The 20737-nt window shown below is 60.6% G+C and carries 20 protein-coding genes, 1 tRNA gene and 1 pseudogene; 16 read left to right on the plus strand and 6 right to left on the minus strand.

What is annotated here, in order from left to right; all coding sequences use genetic code 11:
- The 6 genes and pseudogenes from EKA13_RS07900 to queA all read right to left on the minus strand — a co-directional run.
- Positions 1 to 183 (minus strand): annotated as a pseudogene (locus tag EKA13_RS07900) (glycine zipper 2TM domain-containing protein); the annotation flags it as partial.
- A gap of 123 nt (positions 184 to 306) precedes the next feature.
- Positions 307 to 1218, minus strand: a complete 912-nt coding sequence (gene secF / locus EKA13_RS07905; protein ID WP_065758837.1) for a protein translocase subunit SecF — start codon at positions 1216 to 1218, stop codon at positions 307 to 309.
- A 9-nt stretch (positions 1219 to 1227) separates the two neighbouring features.
- Positions 1228 to 3096, minus strand: coding sequence for a protein translocase subunit SecD (secD, locus tag EKA13_RS07910; RefSeq protein WP_065758838.1), 1869 nt, complete (start codon positions 3094 to 3096; stop codon positions 1228 to 1230).
- A gap of 63 nt (positions 3097 to 3159) precedes the next feature.
- Complete coding sequence (yajC, locus tag EKA13_RS07915) at positions 3160 to 3498, minus strand: preprotein translocase subunit YajC (RefSeq protein ID WP_065758839.1); 339 nt, start codon at positions 3496 to 3498, stop codon at positions 3160 to 3162.
- A gap of 46 nt (positions 3499 to 3544) precedes the next feature.
- Complete coding sequence (gene tgt / locus EKA13_RS07920; protein WP_176717408.1) at positions 3545 to 4660, minus strand: tRNA guanosine(34) transglycosylase Tgt; 1116 nt, start codon at positions 4658 to 4660, stop codon at positions 3545 to 3547.
- Between the two features lie 14 nt (positions 4661 to 4674).
- Positions 4675 to 5724 carry a tRNA preQ1(34) S-adenosylmethionine ribosyltransferase-isomerase QueA gene (queA, locus tag EKA13_RS07925; RefSeq protein ID WP_065758841.1) on the minus strand — a complete coding sequence of 350 codons (1050 nt, stop codon included), beginning with the start codon at positions 5722 to 5724 and terminating at the stop codon, positions 4675 to 4677.
- A gap of 108 nt (positions 5725 to 5832) precedes the next feature.
- On the opposite strand from queA, the gene EKA13_RS07930 reads away from it, so the two are divergent.
- The 16 genes from EKA13_RS07930 (at position 5833) to EKA13_RS08000 (ending at position 20653) form a co-directional block, all read left to right on the plus strand.
- Positions 5833 to 5917, plus strand: a tRNA-Leu gene (locus EKA13_RS07930).
- 208 nt (positions 5918 to 6125) lie between these two features.
- Complete coding sequence (locus EKA13_RS07935; protein ID WP_065758842.1) at positions 6126 to 7334, plus strand: tyrosine-type recombinase/integrase; 1209 nt, start codon at positions 6126 to 6128, stop codon at positions 7332 to 7334.
- Complete coding sequence (locus EKA13_RS07940) at positions 7334 to 8131, plus strand: hypothetical protein (protein WP_065758843.1); 798 nt, start codon at positions 7334 to 7336, stop codon at positions 8129 to 8131. Before EKA13_RS07935 ends, EKA13_RS07940 begins: the two co-directional genes overlap by 1 nt.
- A 109-nt stretch (positions 8132 to 8240) precedes the next feature.
- The gene (locus tag EKA13_RS07945; protein WP_065758844.1) at positions 8241 to 8465 is read left to right on the plus strand and encodes a helix-turn-helix transcriptional regulator; all 225 of its coding nucleotides are present in this window, start codon (positions 8241 to 8243) and stop codon (positions 8463 to 8465) included.
- A 392-nt stretch (positions 8466 to 8857) separates the two neighbouring features.
- A complete protein-coding gene (locus EKA13_RS27820) occupies positions 8858 to 9016 on the plus strand; it encodes a hypothetical protein (protein ID WP_176717406.1) in 159 nt (52 codons plus the stop codon).
- The gene (locus EKA13_RS07950; RefSeq protein ID WP_065758845.1) at positions 9013 to 9264 is read left to right on the plus strand and encodes a hypothetical protein; all 252 of its coding nucleotides are present in this window, start codon (positions 9013 to 9015) and stop codon (positions 9262 to 9264) included. The genes EKA13_RS27820 and EKA13_RS07950 overlap by 4 nt, the downstream gene beginning before the upstream one ends.
- A gap of 2 nt (positions 9265 to 9266) precedes the next feature.
- Positions 9267 to 9674: a virulence-associated protein E gene (locus EKA13_RS07955; protein WP_065758846.1), complete on the plus strand. Its 408-nt coding sequence runs from the start codon at positions 9267 to 9269 to the stop codon at positions 9672 to 9674.
- A 77-nt stretch (positions 9675 to 9751) separates the two neighbouring features.
- Positions 9752 to 10924 (plus strand): AAA family ATPase, encoded by a 1173-nt coding sequence (locus EKA13_RS07960; RefSeq protein ID WP_245704313.1) that lies wholly within the window; start codon positions 9752 to 9754, stop codon positions 10922 to 10924.
- Positions 10921 to 11214, plus strand: coding sequence for a hypothetical protein (locus EKA13_RS07965; protein ID WP_065758847.1), 294 nt, complete (start codon positions 10921 to 10923; stop codon positions 11212 to 11214). The genes EKA13_RS07960 and EKA13_RS07965 overlap by 4 nt, the downstream gene beginning before the upstream one ends.
- A gap of 174 nt (positions 11215 to 11388) precedes the next feature.
- On the plus strand, positions 11389 to 12684 hold the full coding sequence (locus tag EKA13_RS07970) for a tyrosine-type recombinase/integrase (RefSeq protein WP_065758848.1): 1296 nt from the start codon (positions 11389 to 11391) through the stop codon (positions 12682 to 12684).
- 101 nt (positions 12685 to 12785) lie between these two features.
- Positions 12786 to 13646: a coiled-coil domain-containing protein gene (locus EKA13_RS07975; protein WP_065758849.1), complete on the plus strand. Its 861-nt coding sequence runs from the start codon at positions 12786 to 12788 to the stop codon at positions 13644 to 13646.
- Between the two features lie 1049 nt (positions 13647 to 14695).
- Positions 14696 to 15193 carry a GrpB family protein gene (locus EKA13_RS07980; RefSeq protein ID WP_065758851.1) on the plus strand — a complete coding sequence of 166 codons (498 nt, stop codon included), beginning with the start codon at positions 14696 to 14698 and terminating at the stop codon, positions 15191 to 15193.
- 321 nt (positions 15194 to 15514) lie between these two features.
- Positions 15515 to 15991: a formate dehydrogenase subunit gamma gene (locus EKA13_RS07985; protein WP_065758852.1), complete on the plus strand. Its 477-nt coding sequence runs from the start codon at positions 15515 to 15517 to the stop codon at positions 15989 to 15991.
- Positions 15988 to 17550: a formate dehydrogenase beta subunit gene (locus tag EKA13_RS07990; RefSeq protein WP_176717407.1), complete on the plus strand. Its 1563-nt coding sequence runs from the start codon at positions 15988 to 15990 to the stop codon at positions 17548 to 17550. Before EKA13_RS07985 ends, EKA13_RS07990 begins: the two co-directional genes overlap by 4 nt.
- Positions 17547 to 20435 carry a formate dehydrogenase subunit alpha gene (gene fdhF / locus EKA13_RS07995; protein WP_065758853.1) on the plus strand — a complete coding sequence of 963 codons (2889 nt, stop codon included), beginning with the start codon at positions 17547 to 17549 and terminating at the stop codon, positions 20433 to 20435. Before EKA13_RS07990 ends, fdhF begins: the two co-directional genes overlap by 4 nt.
- Entirely contained in the window at positions 20432 to 20653 is a 222-nt protein-coding gene (locus EKA13_RS08000) for a formate dehydrogenase subunit delta (protein ID WP_065758854.1), read from the plus strand. Before fdhF ends, EKA13_RS08000 begins: the two co-directional genes overlap by 4 nt.
- Positions 20654 to 20737 lie beyond the last annotated feature (84 nt).

Raw genomic sequence — 20737 nt, forward strand, 5'->3', positions numbered from 1 at the left:
GCGGGTTACCGCGACATCCTTACAGACTTCCCGTGGCGTCTTGATGGTTTGCTTGACCGGCTGAACCCCAAGTACCTGAGCATACTCAGGCCCATGGTTCACCAATTTGTAGGTTGCTATGGCACCCCCGGCAGTCACACCGACAGCACCCAGTACCGCACCCACCAGCATCGACTTGTTCACGTGAAACCTCCAGACCGTACAGACGGGTTATCGCCCGTGCTTCTCCTAGCCTTGGAGCATAAAAAAAGGCGCGAGTTCAACACTCGCGCCTTTTGGGGACCACTGACCGGGTAAACGGCGTATTTACGGACGCTCGTCCACTTCCTCGGCTTTCACCGGTGGAATCAGGTCTTCGCTGCTCAGGTTCAACCAGATCAACACCACGTTGGCGATGTAGATCGAGGAGTAAGTACCCGCCAGAACACCGATGAACAGTGCAATGGAGAAGCCGAACAGGTTGTCACCACCGAAGAACAGCAACGCCGCAATCGCCAGCAAGGTCGAAACCGAGGTGGCCACGGTACGCAGCAGGGTCTGGGTGGTGGAGATGTTGATGTTCTCGATCAGCGAAGCCTTGCGCAGTACGCGGAAGTTCTCACGTACCCGGTCAAAGACCACGATGGTGTCGTTGAGCGAGTAACCAATGATCGCCAGAACTGCCGCCAGCACCGTCAGGTCGAAGGTGATCTGGAAGAACGACAGGATACCCAGGGTCACAACCACGTCGTGGATCAGCGACACAATTGCACCGACCGCGAACTTCCACTGAAAACGGAAGGCCAGGTAGATCATGATGCCACCCAGTGCCAGCAGCATGCCGAGGCCGCCCTGGTCACGCAGCTCTTCACCTACCTGCGGGCCGACGAACTCGACACGCTTGACCACGGCCGGGTTGTCGCCACTGACCTTGCGCAGCGCCTCGGCAACGCGGTTGCCCAGTTGCGGGTCATCGCCCGGCATACGCACCAGCAAATCGGTGGTAGCGCCAAAGCTCTGCACCACGGCATCGCCGAAGCCAGCCTTGACCAGCTCCTCGCGCACCTTGCCCAGATCAGCCGGCTTTTCGTAGGTCAGCTCGATGAGCGTACCGCCGGTGAAATCCAGACCAAAGTTCAAGCCCTTGTGGAACCAGCTGAAAAAGGCCAGTACGGTAAGGAGCATGGTGACGGCGAACGCAACGTTGCGCACGCCCATGAAGTTAATGGTACGTAACATGGCAGCCCCTTAAACCCACAACTTCTTGAAGTCACGCCCACCAAAGATCAGGTTGACCATTGCACGGGTCACCATGATGGCTGTGAACATCGAGGTAAAAATCCCGAGGGACATGGTCACCGCAAAGCCTTTGACTGGCCCGGTACCCATGGCGAACAGGATGCCGCCGACCAACAGGGTGGTCAGGTTGGCGTCGAGAATCGCGGTGTAGGCACGGTCGAAACCTTCATGGATCGCACGCTGAACCGACATGCCGTTAGCCAGCTCTTCGCGAATCCGCGAGAAGATCAGCACGTTGGCGTCAACCGCCATACCCATGGTCAGTACGATACCAGCGATACCCGGCAGGGTCAGGGTAGCACCCAGCACCGACATCAGGGCCAACAGCAGCACCATGTTGCCTGCCAGTGCCACGGTAGCGATCACACCGAAGAAGCGGTAAATGGCGATGATGAACAGCGAGACGAACAGCATGCCCCACAGCGACGCATCGATACCCTTGGTGATGTTGTCCGCACCCAGGCTTGGGCCAATGGTACGTTCCTCAGCAAAGTACATCGGCGCAGCCAGGCCACCGGCACGCAGCAGCAGGGCCAGTTCCGAAGATTCGCCCTGGCCGTTCAGGCCGGTAATGCGGAATTGGCTACCCAGCGGCGACTGAATGGTCGCCAGGCTGATGATGCGCTTCTCTTCCTTGAAGGTCTGGATGGCAACGTCTTTCTCGACACCATTGACGACCTGCTTCTCGTAGCGAGTGGTCGGCTTCTGCTCGATGAAGATCACCGCCATGCTGCGACCGACGTTGCTACGGGTAGCGCGGCTCATCAGCTCGCCGCCGTGACCATCCAGACGGATGTTCACCTGCGGGCGGCCATGCTCGTCGAAGCTTGCCTGGGCGTCGGTTACCTGGTCACCGGTGATGATCAGGCCACGCTCAACCGCAGCTGGCGGACGACCGCCTTCACGGAACTCGAAGGATTCGGTGGTGGCTTTCGAGGCACCCGGCTCTGCACCCAGGCGGAACTCGAGGTTGGCGGTCTTGCCGAGAATACGCTTGGCTTCAGCGGTGTCCTGCACGCCCGGCAGCTCCACCACGATGCGGTTGGCACCCTGGCGCTGAACCAGTGGCTCGGCAACACCCAGCTCGTTGACGCGGTTACGTACCGTGGTCAAGTTCTGCTTGATGGAGTACTCACGAATCTCGATCAGCTTGGCCGGCGAAATCGACAGGCCCAATACGGCCATGTCGTTACGCTCGCTTGGCGTAAGCTCGAAATCGTTGAAATTCTTGCGGATCAGGGCACGTGCCTGCTCGCGGGTTGCATCGTCAGCGAAGCCCAACTGAATGCTGCCGTCTTGTTGCGGCAGGCTGCGGTAGCGCACACGCTCTTTACGCAGCAGGGTTTTGACTTCACCTTCATACACTTTCAGGCGTGCGGTAATGGCTTTGTCCATGTCCACTTCCAGCAGGAAGTGCACACCACCGGACAAGTCCAGGCCCAGTTTCATTGGGCTTGCACCCAACTTGCGCAACCATTGCGGAGTGGTTTGAGCCAGGTTCAGCGCCACGACGTAATCGTCACCCAGCGCCTTGCGCACCACGTCCTTGGCAGGCAACTGGTCTTCCTGCTTGGTCAAACGCAGCAGGCCACCCTTGCCCTTCTCACCCAGGCTCGCACCCTTGACCTGAATACCGGCATCGCTCAACGCTTTGCTGGCACGATCCAGATCGGCCTGGCCAACCTGCAGCGCAGTACTTGCACCGCTGATTTGAACAGCCGGATCGTCAGGGTAGAGGTTGGGAGCGGAATAAATGAAACCGACCGCCAGAACCAGCACGATCAGCGCGTATTTCCATAAAGGGTATTTGTTCAGCATCACGCCGCCCGTTCAAGAGACGGGGCGCCTTGCGCGCCCCGTCGATTGGTAAAAGACTTAAACTTAGATCGCCTTGAGCGTGCCTTTTGGCAGGGTCGCAGCAACGGCGCCCTTCTGGAACTTCAACTCAACCGAGTCGGACACTTCGAGCACTACGAAGTCATCGGCAACTTTGACGATCTTGCCGGCGATACCGCCGTTGGTAACAACTTCGTCACCCTTCTGCAAATTGCTCAGCAGGTTCTTCTGCTCTTTGGCACGCTTGGCCTGTGGGCGCCAGATCATCAGGTAGAAGATGACCAGGAAACCTACCAGGAAAATCCACTCAAAACCGGTACCGGCAGGGCCAGCAGCGGCAGGGGCAGCAGCGTCCGCGTATGCGGCAGGAATCAGAAAGCTCATTTAGCACTCCAGTTGCGAAATAGTACTTGTAAGGGTCGGCAAAACATCAATCCAAAGGCGGCACAGGAAGCCCGCGCTTGGCGTAGAAGGCATCAACGAAAGCGGCCAATGTACCTTGTTGAATAGCCTCGCGCAAACCAGCCATCAAGCGCTGGTAATGTCGCAAGTTATGGATGGTATTCAACATGCTACCCAGCATTTCGCCGCATTTATCCAGATGATGCAAATAAGCGCGGGAGAAGTTCTGGCAGGTGTAGCAATCACAGGTTGGGTCCAGCGGCGAATCATCATGGCGATGGAACGCATTGCGGATTTTAAGCACGCCTGTATCGACAAACAGATGACCGTTGCGCGCGTTGCGCGTAGGCATCACGCAATCGAACATGTCGACGCCGCGGCGCACACCCTCAACGAGATCTTCCGGCTTGCCTACCCCCATAAGGTAACGAGGTTTGTCAGCAGGCATCTGCCCTGGCAGGTAATCCAGCACCTTGATCATTTCATGCTTCGGCTCGCCCACCGACAAGCCACCGATGGCCAGGCCATCGAAGCCGATCTTGTCCAGGCCTTCCAGCGACCGCATGCGCAGGTCCTGGTGCATGCCGCCCTGAACGATACCGAACAACGCCGCAGTGCTGTCGCCATGGGCGTTCTTCGAGCGCTGTGCCCAACGCAACGACAGCTCCATCGATACCCGTGCCACGTCTTCATCGGCCGGGTACGGGGTGCACTCGTCGAAGATCATCACGATGTCCGAGCCCAGGTCGCGCTGAACCTGCATCGACTCTTCCGGGCCCATGAACACCTTGGAGCCGTCTACCGGCGAGGCGAAGGTCACGCCCTCTTCCTTGATCTTGCGCATGGCGCCCAGGCTGAACACCTGGAAACCACCGGAGTCGGTGAGGATCGGGCCTTTCCACTGCATGAAGTCGTGCAGGTCGCCATGGGCCTTGATGACCTCGGTACCCGGGCGCAGCCACAGGTGGAAGGTGTTGCCGAGGATGATCTGCGCACCAATCGCCTCGATATCCCGCGGCAGCATGCCCTTGACCGTGCCATAGGTGCCCACCGGCATGAACGCCGGGGTATCCACCACGCCACGGGGGAAGGTCAACCGACCCCGACGGGCCTTGCCGTCGGTGGCCAGCAACTCAAAGGACATACGACAGGTGCGACTCATGCTTGATCCTCGGGCCCACGTGGCGCCGGATTGCGGGTGATGAACATGGCATCACCGTAACTGAAGAAGCGGTAACCGTTTTCCACCGCGGCCTTATAGGCAGCCATGGTTTCCGGGTAACCGGCGAAGGCCGAAACCAGCATCAGCAGCGTGGACTCGGGCAGATGGAAGTTGGTGACCAGGGCATCGACCACATGAAACGGCCGGCCCGGGAAGATAAAGATGTCGGTGTCGCCGCTGAACGGCTTGAGCACGCCATCGCGCGCGGCACTTTCCAGCGAACGCACACTGGTGGTGCCCACCGCCACCACCCGACCGCCACGCGCACGGCAGGCGGCAACGGCGTCGACCACGTCCTGGCTGACCTCCAGCCACTCTTTATGCATATGGTGGTCTTCGATGCGCTCTACCCGCACCGGCTGGAAGGTGCCCGCCCCTACGTGCAAGGTAACGAATGCCGTGTCGACGCCCTTGGCGGCGATCTTCGCCAGCAGGTCTTCATCGAAATGCAGGCCAGCGGTTGGCGCGGCCACCGCACCGGCACGCTCGGCGTACACGGTTTGATAACGCTCGCGGTCGGCGCCTTCATCCGGGCGGTCGATATACGGCGGCAGCGGCATATGCCCGACGCGGTCGAGCAGCGGCAACACCTCTTCGGCGAAACGCAGCTCGAACAACGTATCGTGGCGCGCGACCATCTCGGCCTCACCGCCGCCGTCGATCACAATCTGCGAACCGGGCTTGGGCGACTTGCTGGAGCGCACATGGGCCAGCACGCGGTGGCTGTCCAGCACACGCTCGACCAGAATCTCCAGCTTGCCGCCAGAGGCCTTCTGGCCGAACAGCCGCGCCGGGATCACCCGGGTATTGTTGAACACCATCAGATCGCCCGGGCGCAGGTGCTCGAGCAAATCGGTGAATTGCCGGTGCGCCAATGCCCCTGTTGGCCCGTCGAGGGTCAACAGCCGGCTACTGCGGCGCTCGGCCAAAGGATGGCGGGCGATCAGGGAATCTGGGAGCTCAAAAGAAAAATCGGCGACGCGCATGATGGTGTTCGGTTTGACAGGGCCGGAAAGTTTAGCGGAATCGACAAAAATTCACCATGAAAGCTGATTGACCAACGGTAGGCACCTCTTTATACTCCGCGTCCACAAGCCCTGATGGCGGAATTGGTAGACGCGGCGGATTCAAAATCCGTTTTCGAAAGGAGTGGGAGTTCGAGTCTCCCTCGGGGCACCATCACATAGTTCCAAGCGGTCCCTACCAGACCCGGAACACCAGAGAAACCGGCCACTTGGCCGGTTTTTTTGTGCCCAGCGTTCCCAGTGGTTCCCTTGTAAGCCCAACAATGTGTGAGTAGGATTGTGAGTAGGATGAGTTCGGTCCTAAATCCTACTCACATTTTGGCCGCAACCCCACGCGGCCATGCAGCTACAGGGGAGTCGTTGTGGCCCTCACTGATTCCGCAATCCGCACCGCCAAACCCCGCGACAAGCTTTATCGCCTAGCTGACGCCCAGGGACTTTGCCTTGAGGTGACAACCGCTGGCGGAAAGCTGTGGCGCCTTCGCTACCGATTCGAGGGCAAGGCCAAGATGCTGGGCCTGGGCACCTACCCCGCTGTCACCCTCGCCCAAGCACGCGAGCGCCGGGATACCGCACGCAAGTTGCTGGCGCAGGGCATTGACCCAAGCGCCCATAAACAGCAGGAGAAGGCAGCCGCCGCGACCCAGGCCCTGACGCTCGAATCGCTGGCGCGGGAATGGTACGACTACAACCAGCCACGCTGGGCAACGGCCACCGCGTCGAAGGCCCTACAGTACCTGGAGTCAGACATTTTCCCGGTGATTGGCAAGCGCCCTGCCGCCGAGGTCCAGCGCCCTGAACTGGTAGACCTGGTGCGCAAGATCGAGCAGCGAGAGGCGTTCAACGTCGCCCGCAAGGTTCGTCAGTGGCTGAGCCAGATATTCCGCTTCGGCCTGGCCAAGGGTGTGGTGCACGGCAACCCCGCCACCGATCTGGACGTGGTAGCCGCGCACGCCCCGCGCACTCGCCACCACCCGCACGTATCAGAGGCCGAGCTTCCCGCGCTGCTGGAGAAGCTGGAGACAGCCCAGTGCGACTTCACCAGCAAGATCGCCATTCGCCTGCTGCTACTGACAGCCGTGCGTCCCGGCGAGCTGCGGCTGGCGCCCTGGGAAGAGTTCGACCTGGAGTCAGCTACCTGGACGATCCCTGCGGCACGGATGAAAGCACGGCGCCCTCACATCGTCCCACTCCCACGCCAGGCCGTGGTCCTGCTGCGCTCCCTGCACGAACTGACTGGCACTTATCCCCTCGCCTTCCCTGGGCGCAACGACCGGGCCAGGCCAATGAGCGAGAACACGGTGAACAAGGCGCTTTCCTCAATGGGTTACGAGGGACGCCAGACCGGCCACGGCTTCCGCCATCTGCTGAGCACCAGCCTGAACACCCGAGGCTACAACCGTGACTGGATCGAGCGGCAACTGGCCCACGGCGATCAAGACTCGATCCGCGACACGTACAACCATGCGCACTACCTGGAGCAACGAAGGGAAATGATGCAGAACTGGGCAGATGAGATTGACGCCCTTTGCGCTGGCGCGAATGTGGTTTCTATTCGGAGCGCTTCTTGATGAGCAAACTGAGCAAGTTCAAATATGGTATTTCTCCATCCGAAGCCGCACAGCTGCTTTCCAGGCTAATCGGCGAAGATGTTACAACTGACGATATTAACCTCATGTATACCAATGGCTGGTTAATCGCGTCCTATAACTGCACGGCAACACTGGTAAAACTAAAGCCACTACTTGACCCTGAACTACACGCGCAGCAAGTTGCAATTGGCAGGCACTTCATGGAGGCAGAACTAGACTGCGGCCTCTGTGTTGGATTCGATCTGCCACTGGATCAAGTAGAAGTTGGCGATACTGGCCGATCATACGTACTGCGGGACGAAGAAGGAAATTACTACGCCCTTCGGGACAATTCGACTGGCGAGTATCTCAACGAAATGCATGACAACTTGCCCTACTTTGAAGATGCTAGAATTTCTCCCCGAGAGATATACGAGCTAGCAGAACTTGCTAATTCAGATGAACCGCTCGAACCACCAAGTACAAGAATAAAGAAAAATTACAGCTGCTTATCCAACGTAGAGCTATACAACTTTCCACCTGGCGATGACCGCCCTGTAAAACAAGCGCCAGCCATTATGATGCCGCAAACGCAAGAAGCTCCGTCATTTTCTCTCGCTGTCGCAGCACTGGTCGAAATAGCAACTAACGGCGAAACCAAGAAACGCAACCAGTCATCTCTGATAGACGAGATACTCGACAAGTACGAACTTCGCGGCTTGAGCAAGAGCAACCTGGAGAAAATGTTCTCTCAGGCCAACCGCAAGCTCACCGAGGCGAGGGCGACGAAAGCCTGACTGCAATTGCAACTGCAAAACTGATTTTTGCAGTTGCAATGACTCTCCGATCACCACCCGCCAGCATTGCCATCGTCGATTACCGAAACCGCCCAAGGAGGCGCAGACGATGGCTAACCCTACCAACACCACCCAACCCGCTCGCCGCTTCATCAAGCGCCAGGACGTTGAGTCAATCACCGGCCTGTCCTGCACCGAGATTTACCGCCGTATCGCCGCTGGCGCGTTCCCCAAGCAAGTCACCCTTGGCCCGAAATCGGTCGTGTGGATCGAGGCCGAGATTCATGCCTGGTGTGATGAGCAGATCGCAGCCAGCCGTGGGGAGGTGGCGTGATGACTCTCGCCGCTCCATTCATGCCCTTTCGCCCATTCGTGCCCTTTTTTCCCATTCGTGCCCTTGTTTCTTCCCCGGCACGAATGGGGCACGAATGGGCACGAATGAAGAAATCGGTTGCTTGCGATGCGCTTCGCGGCTATCGTTCGCCTGTCGCTGCAAATTCAGCGACCGGGTTTGGCGACCCGATTACTGTTAGGCGCACAAGCGCCCCCTTGATGACTGCAGGCGCTTTTTTTGTGCCCGCACATCCTGTTTATGGTGGCTGTGCGCGGGAGACCTCCGGGTCTGCCGGGTGCCTAACGTCCCGGTTCGCCAACCTGCGCACAGCTGCCACCCTAAATCGTTTGGCGACGATCCGTGGCAGTTCCTCAACGTTAGGAGCTACAACCATGACCGCCCTCATTCCGTCCAAAATCCGCGCCCTTGCCCACCGCAAGATGGCCCTCAGCGCCCTTCGCGCCAGCTCGTCCCTGTCCGTCCGCTTGAAGCGCTACAACCACCACATGGACCAAGCCCGCGCCCTGGAAGCCCAAGGGGGTGTGCAATGAGCAAGCAAGCGACCATCACCGCCATCGCCAACGAAGCCGTAGATAGACTTCAAGTAGACCTCGAATATATGGTCTGGTTTGACTCTTTGAGCTGGGCAACCAGCAGCGCACTTAAATCAGGCCATACGATCCACGCCGAGCGACTGGCAGGCGTTATTCAGTACCTGGCAGACGACTACCGGAATATTCTTTCTTGTGAAGTTAAGAGCCTCGATGAGCAGCTCGACGCTCTAGACGTAAGGGGCTAACTATGAAAATTCAAAACGGCGCACTTGCGCCGATGGGATCGGCTTGCCTGGATAAAGTACTTAATCGCCTAGACAAAGTTAAGTCTGCTGGCGCCAACAAGTGGAAAGCCTGCTGCCCTGCACACGATGACAAGAACCCAAGTTTGGCCATTAGCGAAACTTCGGAGGGTGTTGTTTTACTCAAGTGCTGGGCCGGTTGCACAACAAACGAGATTGTCTCGGCAATTGGTCTGGAGTTGCGTGACTTGTTCCCCGGCGAAAAACAACTACGGCGCGGGCCAAGTAAGGCCGCGATTGAACATGAGCGCATGATTTATCGGATCGGCCAATCACTCCAGCAGCGAGGGAGTCTGGCAGGTGACGACCTGGTGCGCTTCAACCTCGCCAAGCAGCGCCTGGGGGTCAAATGACGACTGATCGATTTGCCGAAGAATGGACAGAACCACTCAGCGCGATCACCCGAGAGGCAGCGCCAGCAGTATGGAAAGTGAAGGTGGCCAGTGCTGCGTCGATCAAGCCCGTTGCCATCCGATGGCTGTGGCCCGGCTGGCTGGCCAAGGGGAAGCTACACATCCTCGCTGGCGCTGGCGGTACCGGGAAAACCACGCTGTTGATCGGCCTGATCGCCACCATCACCACGGGCGGGCGCTGGCCTGACGGCAGCCGTTGCAGCGAGCCGGGCAATGCACTGATCTGGTCGAGCGAGGATGACCCTGCCGATACGTTGATTCCCCGATTGACCGCTGCTGGCGCCGACATGAGCCGCGTCTACATCATCCAAGGACGCACCAACGCCCAGGGTGACGCTGACCCCTTTGACCCGGCCAACGACATTGCCCTGCTGCGAGAGACGGCAAACGAGATTGGCGGCGTGTCGCTGCTGATGCTCGACCCAATCGTCAGCGCTGTGAAGGGCGACATGCACAAGGCCAACGACGTGCGCCGGGCGCTGCAGGGCGTGGTGGATTTTGCGGAGCAGAACCTATGCGCCATCGTGGGAATTTCTCACTTCGCCAAGGGCGGCGCTGGCTCATCACCGACCGATCGGGTGATCGGCTCACAGGCTTTCTCTGCGCTGGCGCGAACGGTGCTAGTGGCAGCCAAACAGGAAGACTCCGACCTGCGCGTGCTGGCGCGGGCAAAGTCGAACATCGGCACCGATGAGGGTGGCGTCTCCTACACCATCGAGACTTGCACCATCGATGGTGACATCACGACGACACACGTTGCCTGGGGCGATCTGATCGAAGGGTCAGCCAGGGAGATTCTCGGCGACGTTGAGGGGGCCGATGACGACACCCGCCCGGATGACGATGATCCGTCAGAAGCATTACGGCGAATTCTCAAAGACGGCCCGATGATCGGAAAGCAGGCAAAAAGCCTGATGACAGAGAACGGCTACAGCGCCAAGCAGACCCGCACCGCACGCGAAAAACTATCGGTTGTGACAGTGCGCGAGGGCTTCGGGAAGGAGATTAAAACCCTCTGGTCGCTACCCCAGGCCGAAGGTGCGTTTTCGGCATTTCCGCCATTCGTGCCCATTGGTGCCCCATTCGTGCCGGAGAAAGAACAAGGGCACGAATGGGAAAAAAGGGCACGAATGGATGAAACGGCACCAATGGAAGAACCGGAGGTGGGCGAGGACGAGGTGGCCATATGAGCACCGCCATCGACTACCTGGCGCAACATGGGCTGTCGGCTCGCAAGAAGGGAAACCGGGTAGTCGTATCGCCCAGGGCAATGGTCACGGATGACCTACAGAAGTACATCCGGGCACACCGACTTGAACTGCTGGCAGAGTTGGCGGCGAATGACGGTGTAGAGCGCCGCTGTCACTGGCAGGTCATGAGGGGCGACAAAGTGCTCTGCACGATGATCGGCGAGCCCATGACGCGAGCGGAAGCCTTGGAGGTCGTTCGGTGGCGCTGGCCAGACGCCGACCTTGCATAGGTTCCCGCCAGTGGTGGCATCGAGGGGTGTCGTTCTTGCGGAGTCCTCGCCAACAACCCCTATCGGGGGAAGACAGCTAACGCTCGCACCGTTACCTGACCGTTATCAGCGATGCGAGCAGTTTTGCGCGCATCAACTCCCGCCAATGGCGGTTGGATCTCAGAGACTGGAATCATGAACACGCTGCACGTCACCATCACCGATGCCGAGATACGCAAGCAAGCCGCTGGCTCTGTGCGCCAGTTGCGCGACCCACGCTTTCCTGAGTTGCGGTTTCGCTACTCAACCACCGACCGTACCAAGGGCGCCTGGCACGTCGTGGTGCGCGGAAAGTGGGGCAAGGCCGGTAATTATCCAAGCATCAATGCCAAGCTGATGCAGGCCACTTTGCCCGCGATTCTCGCCCGCCGCTCTATTGATCCCGACGCCACATCAACCACGACCAGCTGGACCACAGTGGGTGACGTGCTGACCTGGTACGCCGACCGCATGAGTCGCGACCGTGGATTGTCCGCCAAGCGCAAAGCAAGCGCCCAGTCTGCGCTGCGTTGTCACCTGATGCCACGGCTGCAAGCGCTGGAGTTGGCCAGCCTCAACCGCGCCAGCCTCGACCGCCTGCTGATGTGGCCGATGCAAGAGCAGTACGAACTGTCGTTTGTGCGCTCGGTGTATGGCGTGCTGGCCGTGGCGTTCCGGCAAGCCACGCGCCTGGCACTGCTGGGCGTCAACCCTATGGCCACCCTCAAATACACCGACTTTGTGCAAACCCGGATCAAGCCAAAGCCCGCCCAACTGCGCGGTGATGACCTGCCAGCACTGCTGCAGGACCTTGCAGAACGGATCGAGCGTGCGCCGCTGGAGTCGATGCTGGCGCTGATGATGCTCTGTCACGGCACGCGCTTAGGGGAAACCCGGCAGGCGCGCTGGAAGAATCTAAACCTCGGCACAGGTCAATGGTTCATCCCCGCACCGGACACCAAGACCAAGGCCGAGCACGTGCTGCCACTGACCGCGCAAGCCTGCGCCCTGATCGAGCGTTATCGGAGCCTTCAGCAGGCCAGCGGGTATCAAGGGCCATTCCTGTTCCCTGGGCGCGCTGGTGGGGCCATTAGTGCGGCCATGGCCAGCACGCTATTCAAGGGGATGACCAAGGGCGAATGGTCGAGCCATGACCTGCGCAAGGTGGCGCGCACCGCCTGGGCGGATCTGGGTGTGGATTACATGGTGGGCGAGATGCTGTTGAACCACGCCATGAAAGACCTCGATGCCACTTACATCCACACCACCGCCGAGGGCCTGAAACGCCGAGCGCTTGAACTATGGCATCAGCACCTCGACACGCAAGGCTTCAGCACGCTGCACACCGAGACACCGCCGAGACAGGAAAACACCACCAATTCGCTCCAGCCCTTGAACGACGTGCCTGACAGCGCGAACGAATGTCCATCCCAAGGGAGGAACCACGATTGAAAAATTACCACCGACGCCTGCAACGGCTTGATGGGAGCGAACCCGCTCACTCGGCATAGCAAGCCGCAGAAACCCACCTTTTAATCACTGGAAAACACCGCATGACCATTAGCCAAGCCCGCAAAACAGATAACGAGAAGACCCTAAAGCAACTTCAAAATGAAAAGGCGGAACTTGAACGCCAGGCTGAAACGATAACCGCGCAGCGGGAGCCTCTAAAGATCGAGCTGGACGGCTTTCCAGTTGGTCGCGATTGTTCCGCCGAGCAGTGGGAGCAACGCAACCAGGTACTCGATCAGCTCTCCAGCTTAGAGCGCGAGGAAGGCAGGCGCGACGCCAAAATTACGGGCCTTCAATGGAGCATCAATCGCCTGACCGCACTGCTCGGCGCTGACAAGCAGATCGTGGCAAGCGGCAAGCGCGAACAAGAGCTGACTGAAGAGATCGAGCGGTTGCAGGACAGCGCGGAGCGCGTGCGCAGCTCGATTACCGATATCCAAGCCAGCCACGAAGCCGCAGCCAGCGCCGCTGCCGATGCCTTAGAACAAGCTGCGCGAGCCCGAGCCAAGGCAACCGCGGCAGGTGACAGCAAAGCCGGTAGTGAAGCCGCTAAGGCGATACAGGAGGCCACGACCGCCAATCAGAACGCCCGACAGGCGAAAGAGGCAGATGCTCCTTTGCTCTCGGCCTTGTCAGCGGAAGTCGAGGCAATTAAAGCCCAGCTCAATCAGGCGAACCAGGGTCGCGAGACAGCTCGGAAACAGATCCTCGCAGCCCAGGTCGCCAAGCTTGAGGACGAATGGGATTGTAAAGTTCAGGAGCTGATAGGGGTGGGCAAGCAACTGGTCAAGCTGGGCAGCGCTGATAAGTTCCGCGACCTCAAAATACCCAGCCTATCTAGCCTTGATCGCTCCATTAGCTACAGAGATCTGCTCGACGATCCTTCGGTGCTGGAAGGGTGAGCCGGGATCACAAGAGGCTGACCCGCTATCGAGCGAAGGTGGCCACTACAACTGGGCGGCTGTTGAGTAATAGCTTTGAAATGCTGGGGCAGAAGCCTGTTTTTTGGTCTGTCATCTGCTGGGATGCAGTGAAGGCCCAGGGCGAACGGGCCGTTATCCGACCGTTCTCTACCCAGCAACGAGCAGAGTGGGCTGAGGGAGTGCTTACAGCCCACTACCCTGACAGACATTACGCGCTGATCCGGGAAGTCTCGCAGAGTGATGTGAGCACTGCACAGATGGAGGTATTCGAGAGCGCTGCAATGGATGATGTGTTCGCGTTAGAGCTGGGGAAGAAGTACAGCGCCTCACCCGATTAGCGCAAGCACAAGGCATAGCAGCCGCCACGGAGGCAACTCCTGGCGGCTTCCATTTGTGTACGATCATTCGCGCCTAGGCGCTGGCCTGACGCCCTGGAAGCGCTGGGGACCCTGGCGGTATTTGGAGGGCACGGGTACCGGAACTCGCGGTAGCCAGCTACATACGAAAATTTTACAGGGGGTTGGTTGTTGTTTTGTCAAAGCGACCGAATCCCCGCTCCACAAGGGGTTGAACAGAAAAACTAAGCAACCAGCCGACCTTCAGGTGTGGACATTCCCCAACCGAGCGCGTCGTGCACACACCACTGGTGGATGGACGCCGGTTAATGGCGAAAGCTTCCAACCTCGATCTGAGGGCGGGCCAGAGCTGGACCGCCGAAGGTTCGACGAGAGCTCGACGAAGGATCAATGACAACCAAGAGTGTAATTGCCCAACCTGTAATGCGGAGTGCAGATCCGCGCCACAGACTCAAATGTGAGTAGGATTGTGAGTAGAGGTATCCTCAACTCTGAGGACACCCTATAAATTACGTAGCTTGTAAGGCAAAGTTCGAGTCTCCCTCGGGCACCAAACAGCAGTAACTGAACGGTTCTACCAACCTTCAGATCCAGAAAAACCGGCCAATTGAGCCGGTTTTTTTGTGCCTGCGCTACGCCGATGCCTGCCTGCGGACTCAAGGAAGAACCACCATGGGGCTGACCAGCACGATATCCCTCTATGACAGCCGATGGCCTGCCCTCTTTCTCTGCGCCAAAGAGCAAATCGAGGCGGCGTTCGGCACTGAGCTTGTTGCCATTCACCATGTCGGAAGCACCGCTGTTCCAGGGCTTGCGGCCAAGCCCGAGATTGACCTTCTCATTGAAGTTTCGGCGCACCTGAACGAAGCCCGCCGAGACACCGTCATGCGTGAGCTCGGCTACGCACGGGGAAGTGATCTGTCCGCAGGCCACCATTTTTATCGCCGCGATGTTGATGGCATACGAACCCATAAGGCCCACGTTTGCCTCACTGGCCATCGTCAAATCGAACGCATGCTTCACTTCCGGGATCGCCTCAGGCGCGACCCCGTTCTTCGCCAGCAGTATCAAGACTTGAAACTTGAGCTGGAAGCCAGCAACACCGGCGGCATCGGTGAATACCTGGCAAAGAAGGCGCCTTTTATCGACGGAGTAATGGGGCCCACCTAGGCGGCCGCTGGCCCACCTTCCACCCACCGCCCTCCAGCAACGACACACCGGGCCGTGCTCTTCTAGACTCAATAGGTAGTCGCAGAAAGAACAGAGCACGTCGCTTTGGTGCAGATGAATCAACAGCGGCGTGGCAAGCTGCCCGTTATGCCCTGAACAGGTGCGGCAAAGACCGCACGGGGCCCAACAAGATGCCCGCTCAGGGTGCCTGGCCAACGGCCTGAACATGCCACGCTGCCGTGACGTGGTGTGAGTGCCGCAGCCGACACTCTCGGACAATCGACAACCGTCTGGTTTGCTCGTGACCGTGAGGAATGTTGTATGCCTGATGAGATGTTGCACCTGCCTTTGGTCACCCGTCTGCTGGAGCGCCACAAAGGCGTCCCCGGTGCACTGTTACCGATTCTTCATGAGATTCAGGAAAGCATCGGTTACATCCCCGATGCCGCTGTCCCCGAGATTGCCCATGCCCTCAACCAGAGCCAGGCCGAGGTTCGTGGGGTCATCAGCTTCTACCATGACTTTCGCACCGCGCCGCCGGCCCGGCATATCCTGCGCCTGTGCCGGGCCGAGTCCTGCCAGAGTCGCGGCGCCGAGCAGCTCGCCGCGCAATTGCGCGAACGCCTGCAACTGGACGACCACGGCAGCAGCGCTGACGGCAACATCAGCCTGCGCCCGGTGTATTGCCTTGGCGCCTGCGCCTGCTCGCCAGCCCTGGAGCTGGATGGCCAGGTGCATGCGCGGCTCAATGCCGAGCGCTTGGATACTCTGCTCGATGCTTGCCAGGAGGACGCATGATGCCGCGCCTCTACCTGCCCTGTGATTCGCTTGCCCGTGCCGTGGGTGCCGATGCGGTAGCCACCGCCCTTGCCACGCAGGCCCGGGAGCGCAACCTGCCGCTGGACCTGCAACGCACCAGCGCTCGTGGCCTGTACTGGCTGGAACCGCTGCTGGAAATGGACACCCCGCAAGGCCGAATAGGCTTCGGCCCGCTGACCGCTGCCGATGTGCCCTCCCTGCTCGATGCGCTGCACGGCGATCCGTCCACCCACCCGCTGGCCGTGGGCCTGGTGGAGCAGTTGCCCTATCTGAAAAGCCAACAGCGCCTGCTGTTCGCCCGCGCCGGTATTACCCGGCCGCTGTCCCTGGACGATTACCGGGCTCATGGTGGCTTTGAAGGCCTGACCCAGGCCATTGCCCTGGGTGGCGAGCAGACCGCGACCGTGGTGTTCGATTCGGGGCTGCGCGGCCGTGGCGGCGCAGCCTTCCCGGCCGGCATCAAGTGGCGCACGGTGCGCGGCACTCAGGCGGCGCAGAAGTATGTGGTGTGCAACGCCGACGAAGGCGACTCCGGCACCTTCGCTGATCGCATGCTGATGGAAGGCGACCCCTTCCTGCTGATCGAAGGCATGGCCATTGCCGGTCTCACCGTCGGGGCAAGCTACGGCTACATATATGTGCGCTCGGAGTACCCACAGGCCGTGGCCACACTGCGCGAGGCACTGGATATCGCCCGGGCTGCCGGTTACCTCGGCGCCAATGTCGGCGGCAGCGGCCTGGCCTTCGATCTGGAGGTGCGCGTCGGTGCCGGCGCCTACATTTGTGGTGAAGAAACCGCGCTGCTGGACTCGCTCGAAGGCAAGCGCGGTATCGTCCGTGCCAAGCCCCCCATTCCCGCCTTGCAGGGCCTGTTCGGCCTGCCGACCCTGGTGCACAACGTGCTGACCCTGGCCTCGGTGCCGCTGATTCTGGCCAAGGGTGCGCAGTTCTATCGCGATTACGGCATGGGCCGCTCCCTGGGCACCATGCCCTTCCAACTGGCGGGCAATGTTCGTCACGGCGGCCTGGTGGAACGGGCCTTTGGCCTGACCCTCAGGGAGCTGGTGGAAGACTACGGTGGTGGTACCGCCAGTGGCCGACCACTAAAGGCCGCCCAGGTCGGCGGCCCGCTCGGCGCCTGGGTGCCACCCGGGCAGTTCGACACGCCGCTGGATTACGAAGCCTTCGCTGCCATTGGCGCCATGCTCGGCCATGGGGGTGTGGTGGTGGCTGATGACAGCCTGGACATGGCCCACATGGCGCGCTTCGCCCTGCAGTTCTGCGCCGAGGAATCCTGTGGCAAATGCACCCCCTGCCGCATCGGCTCGACCCGGGGCGTGGAGGTGATCGACCGCCTGCTGGCCGCACCCGACCAGCGCGGTCGCGATGAGCAGGTGATCATCCTCAAGGACCTGTGCGACACCCTGCAGTACGGTTCCCTGTGCGCGCTGGGCGGCATGACCTCCTACCCCGTGGCCAGCGCCCTCAAGCACTTCCCCGCCGACTTCGGTCTGCAGCCCTCGGAGGCCGACCAATGATCACGCTCTTCGACCCGAACACCGATATCGACCTCGGCACCCCGGCCCGCGACAGCCAGGTGCAGGTCACCCTGAAGATCGACGGCCGCAGCATCAGCGTGCCCGAAGGCACCTCGGTAATGCGCGCCGCAGCACTGATGGGCACCACCATTCCCAAACTGTGTGCCACCGACAGCCTGGAAGCCTTCGGCTCCTGCCGCATGTGCCTGGTGGAAATCGACGGTATGCGCGGCTACCCGGCGTCCTGCACCACGCCGGTCAGTGAAGGCATGAGCGTGCACACCCAGACGCCGAAGCTCGCGACCCTGCGCCGCAACGTCATGGAACTGTACATCTCCGATCACCCGCTGGACTGCCTGACCTGCTCGGCCAACGGCAACTGCGAGCTGCAAACCGTGGCCGGCCAGGTCGGCCTGCGCGAGGTGCGTTACGGCTATGAGGGCGCCAACCATCTGGCCGACCAGAAAGACACCTCCAACCCCTACTTCGACTACGACCCGAGCAAGTGCATCGTCTGCAACCGCTGCGTACGCGCCTGTGAAGAAACCCAGGGCACCTTTGCCCTGACCATTACCGGGCGCGGCTTCGAGTCCCGGGTTGCCGCAGCCGGTGGCGAGAACTTCCTCGACTCGGAATGCGTGTCCTGCGGCGCCTGTGTGCAAGCCTGCCCCACCGCGACCCTGATGGAAAAAAGCGTGATCGAACAGGGTCAACCCGAACACAGTGTGATCACCACCTGCGCCTATTGCGGTGTGGGCTGCTCGTTCCGCGCCGAGATGAAAGGCGACCAACTGGTGCGCATGGTTCCAGACAAGAACGGCCAGGCCAACCACGGCCACTCCTGCGTCAAAGGGCGCTTTGCCTGGGGCTACGCCACCCACCCGGATCGCATCACCACGCCGATGATCCGCAAGCACATCAACGACCCCTGGCAGGAAGTCAGCTGGGATGAGGCAGTGACCTACGCCGCCAGCGAATTCCGCCGGCTGCAGCAAACATACGGCCGCGACGCCATTGGTGGCATTACCTCCAGCCGCTGCACCAATGAAGAAACCTACCTGGTGCAGAAACTGGTGCGCGCCGCCTTCGGCAACAACAACGTCGACACCTGTGCGCGGGTCTGCCACTCGCCGACCGGCTACGGCCTGAAACAAACCCTTGGCGAATCCGCCGGCACCCAGAGTTTCGACTCGGTGATGCAAGCCGACGTGATCCTGGTGATCGGCGCCAACCCCAGCGACGCCCACCCGGTGTTCGCCTCCCAGCTCAAGCGCCGCCTGCGTGAAGGCGCACGGCTGATCGTCATCGACCCACGACGCATTGACCTGGTGGACTCGGTGCATGCCCGCGCCGAACTGCACCTGGCCCTGCGCCCGGGCACCAACGTGGCCATGCTCAACGCCCTGGCCCATGTCATCGTCACCGAGGGGCTGCTCAACCAGGCCTTTATCGACGCCCGTTGCGAGGGCAGCGATTTTGCCCGCTGGCGCGAGTTTGTCAGCCGCCCGGAAAACTCGCCGGAAGCCCTTGGCCCCGTCTGCGGCGTAGCGGCTGCCGACATCCGTGCGGCTGCCCGCGTGTACGCCACGGGCGGCAATGCGGCGATCTACTATGGCCTGGGCGTCACCGAACACAGCCAGGGCAGCACGGCGGTCATGGGCATCGCCAACCTGGCCATGGCCACCGGCAACATCGGCCGCGAAGGCGTGGGCGTGAACCCGCTGCGTGGGCAGAACAACGTTCAGGGCTCCTGCGACATGGGCTCCTTCCCCCACGAGTTGCCCGGCTACCGGCATATCTCCAACGAGGTGATACGGGCGCAGTTCGAACAGGCCTGGCACGTCACCCTGCAACCGGACCCCGGCCTGCGCATCCCCAACATGTTCGAGGCCGCCTTGGGTGGCAGCTTCAAGGGCCTGTACTGCCAAGGCGAAGACATCGCCCAGAGCGACCCCAATACCCAGCACGTCACCGCAGCGCTGTCAGCCATGGAGTGCGTGGTGGTGCAGGACATTTTCCTCAACGAAACCGCCAAGTTCGCCCACGTGTTCCTGCCGGGCAGCTCGTTCCTGGAAAAGGACGGCACCTTCACCAACGCCGAGCGGCGCATCTCCCGGGTGCGCAAGGTCATGGAACCTTTGGGTGGCAAGGCTGACTGGGAAGGCACAATGGCCCTGGCCAACGCCCTGGGCTACCCGATGCACTACCAGCACCCGTCAGAAATCATGGATGAAATCGCCAGCCTGACGCCGACCTTCAGCAACGTCAGCTACGCCGCCCTGGACCGCCACGGCAGCCTGCAATGGCCGTGCAACGCCGAGGCACCGGACGGCACGCCCACCATGCACATCACGGAATTCGTGCGCGGCAAGGGGCGCTTCATGCTCACCGGCTACGTGCCTACCGAGGAAAAGGTCAACAACCGCTACCCGCTGCTGCTGACCACCGGGCGCATCCTCAGCCAATACAACGTCGGCGCCCAAACCCGGCGTACCGACAACGTCGCCTGGCACGAAGAAGACCGCCTGGAAATCCACCCGACCGACGCCGAAAGCCGTGGCATCAACGAAGGTGACTGGGTAGGCATCGGCAGCCGCGCCGGCCAGACCGTACTGCGTGCACGGGTGACTGAACGGGTAGCGCCAGGCGTGGTGTACACCACCTTCCACTTCCCAGAGTCGGGGGCCAACGTCATCACCACCGACAACTCCGACTGGGCCACCAACTGCCCGGAGTACAAGGTCACCGCCGTGGAAGTCAGCCGCGTCTACCACCCTTCCGAGTGGCAGAAGCGTTATCAGGAATTCAGTGACGAACAACAGCGCTTGCTCGAAGAACGCCGCCAGGCTCGCACCGCCGGCACACACACCGAGGGACGCCGATGAGCACTGCCAACCTGATCAAGATGGCCAACCAGATAGCGCAGTACTTCGCCAGCGAACCCGACCCGCAACAGGCCGTGCTCGGCGTGCGTAATCACTTGCAGATGTTCTGGACGCCCGCCATGCGCAAGGAATTGCTGGCCTGGCAGACGGCGCACAAAGGCGCGGACTTGCACCCCTTGGTGCAGGCGGCGCTCAGTGGCTCGGGCTGGGAGGCTTAGGTTCAAAAGGGGCATTGCCCTCGCGCGGCTATCAGGCCGCGCGAGGCGCCTATGGGGTATTTAAAGAGGGCGAAGCAGCTGCTT

This window comes from Pseudomonas defluvii (assembly GCF_001695625.1).
Lineage (GTDB): Bacteria > Pseudomonadota > Gammaproteobacteria > Pseudomonadales > Pseudomonadaceae > Aquipseudomonas > Aquipseudomonas defluvii.

Excerpts from the sequence above, each read along its gene's own strand:
- secF (WP_065758837.1), bottom strand. The coding sequence starts at position 1,218 with ATGTTACGTACCATTAACTTCATGGGCGTGCGCAACGTTGCGTTCGCC.
- secD (WP_065758838.1), bottom strand. The coding sequence starts at position 3,096 with ATGCTGAACAAATACCCTTTATGGAAATACGCGCTGATCGTGCTGGTT.
- yajC (WP_065758839.1), bottom strand. The coding sequence starts at position 3,498 with ATGAGCTTTCTGATTCCTGCCGCATACGCGGACGCTGCTGCCCCTGCC.
- tgt (WP_176717408.1), bottom strand. The coding sequence starts at position 4,660 with ATGTCCTTTGAGTTGCTGGCCACCGACGGCAAGGCCCGTCGGGGTCGG.
- queA (WP_065758841.1), bottom strand. The coding sequence starts at position 5,724 with ATGCGCGTCGCCGATTTTTCTTTTGAGCTCCCAGATTCCCTGATCGCC.
- EKA13_RS07940 (WP_065758843.1), top strand. The coding sequence starts at position 7,334 with ATGAGCAAACTGAGCAAGTTCAAATATGGTATTTCTCCATCCGAAGCC.
- EKA13_RS07945 (WP_065758844.1), top strand. The coding sequence starts at position 8,241 with ATGGCTAACCCTACCAACACCACCCAACCCGCTCGCCGCTTCATCAAG.
- EKA13_RS27820 (WP_176717406.1), top strand. The coding sequence starts at position 8,858 with ATGACCGCCCTCATTCCGTCCAAAATCCGCGCCCTTGCCCACCGCAAG.
- EKA13_RS07950 (WP_065758845.1), top strand. The coding sequence starts at position 9,013 with ATGAGCAAGCAAGCGACCATCACCGCCATCGCCAACGAAGCCGTAGAT.
- EKA13_RS07955 (WP_065758846.1), top strand. The coding sequence starts at position 9,267 with ATGAAAATTCAAAACGGCGCACTTGCGCCGATGGGATCGGCTTGCCTG.
- EKA13_RS07965 (WP_065758847.1), top strand. The coding sequence starts at position 10,921 with ATGAGCACCGCCATCGACTACCTGGCGCAACATGGGCTGTCGGCTCGC.
- EKA13_RS07970 (WP_065758848.1), top strand. The coding sequence starts at position 11,389 with ATGAACACGCTGCACGTCACCATCACCGATGCCGAGATACGCAAGCAA.
- EKA13_RS07975 (WP_065758849.1), top strand. The coding sequence starts at position 12,786 with ATGACCATTAGCCAAGCCCGCAAAACAGATAACGAGAAGACCCTAAAG.
- EKA13_RS07980 (WP_065758851.1), top strand. The coding sequence starts at position 14,696 with ATGGGGCTGACCAGCACGATATCCCTCTATGACAGCCGATGGCCTGCC.
- EKA13_RS07985 (WP_065758852.1), top strand. The coding sequence starts at position 15,515 with ATGCCTGATGAGATGTTGCACCTGCCTTTGGTCACCCGTCTGCTGGAG.
- EKA13_RS07990 (WP_176717407.1), top strand. The coding sequence starts at position 15,988 with ATGATGCCGCGCCTCTACCTGCCCTGTGATTCGCTTGCCCGTGCCGTG.
- fdhF (WP_065758853.1), top strand. The coding sequence starts at position 17,547 with ATGATCACGCTCTTCGACCCGAACACCGATATCGACCTCGGCACCCCG.
- EKA13_RS08000 (WP_065758854.1), top strand. The coding sequence starts at position 20,432 with ATGAGCACTGCCAACCTGATCAAGATGGCCAACCAGATAGCGCAGTAC.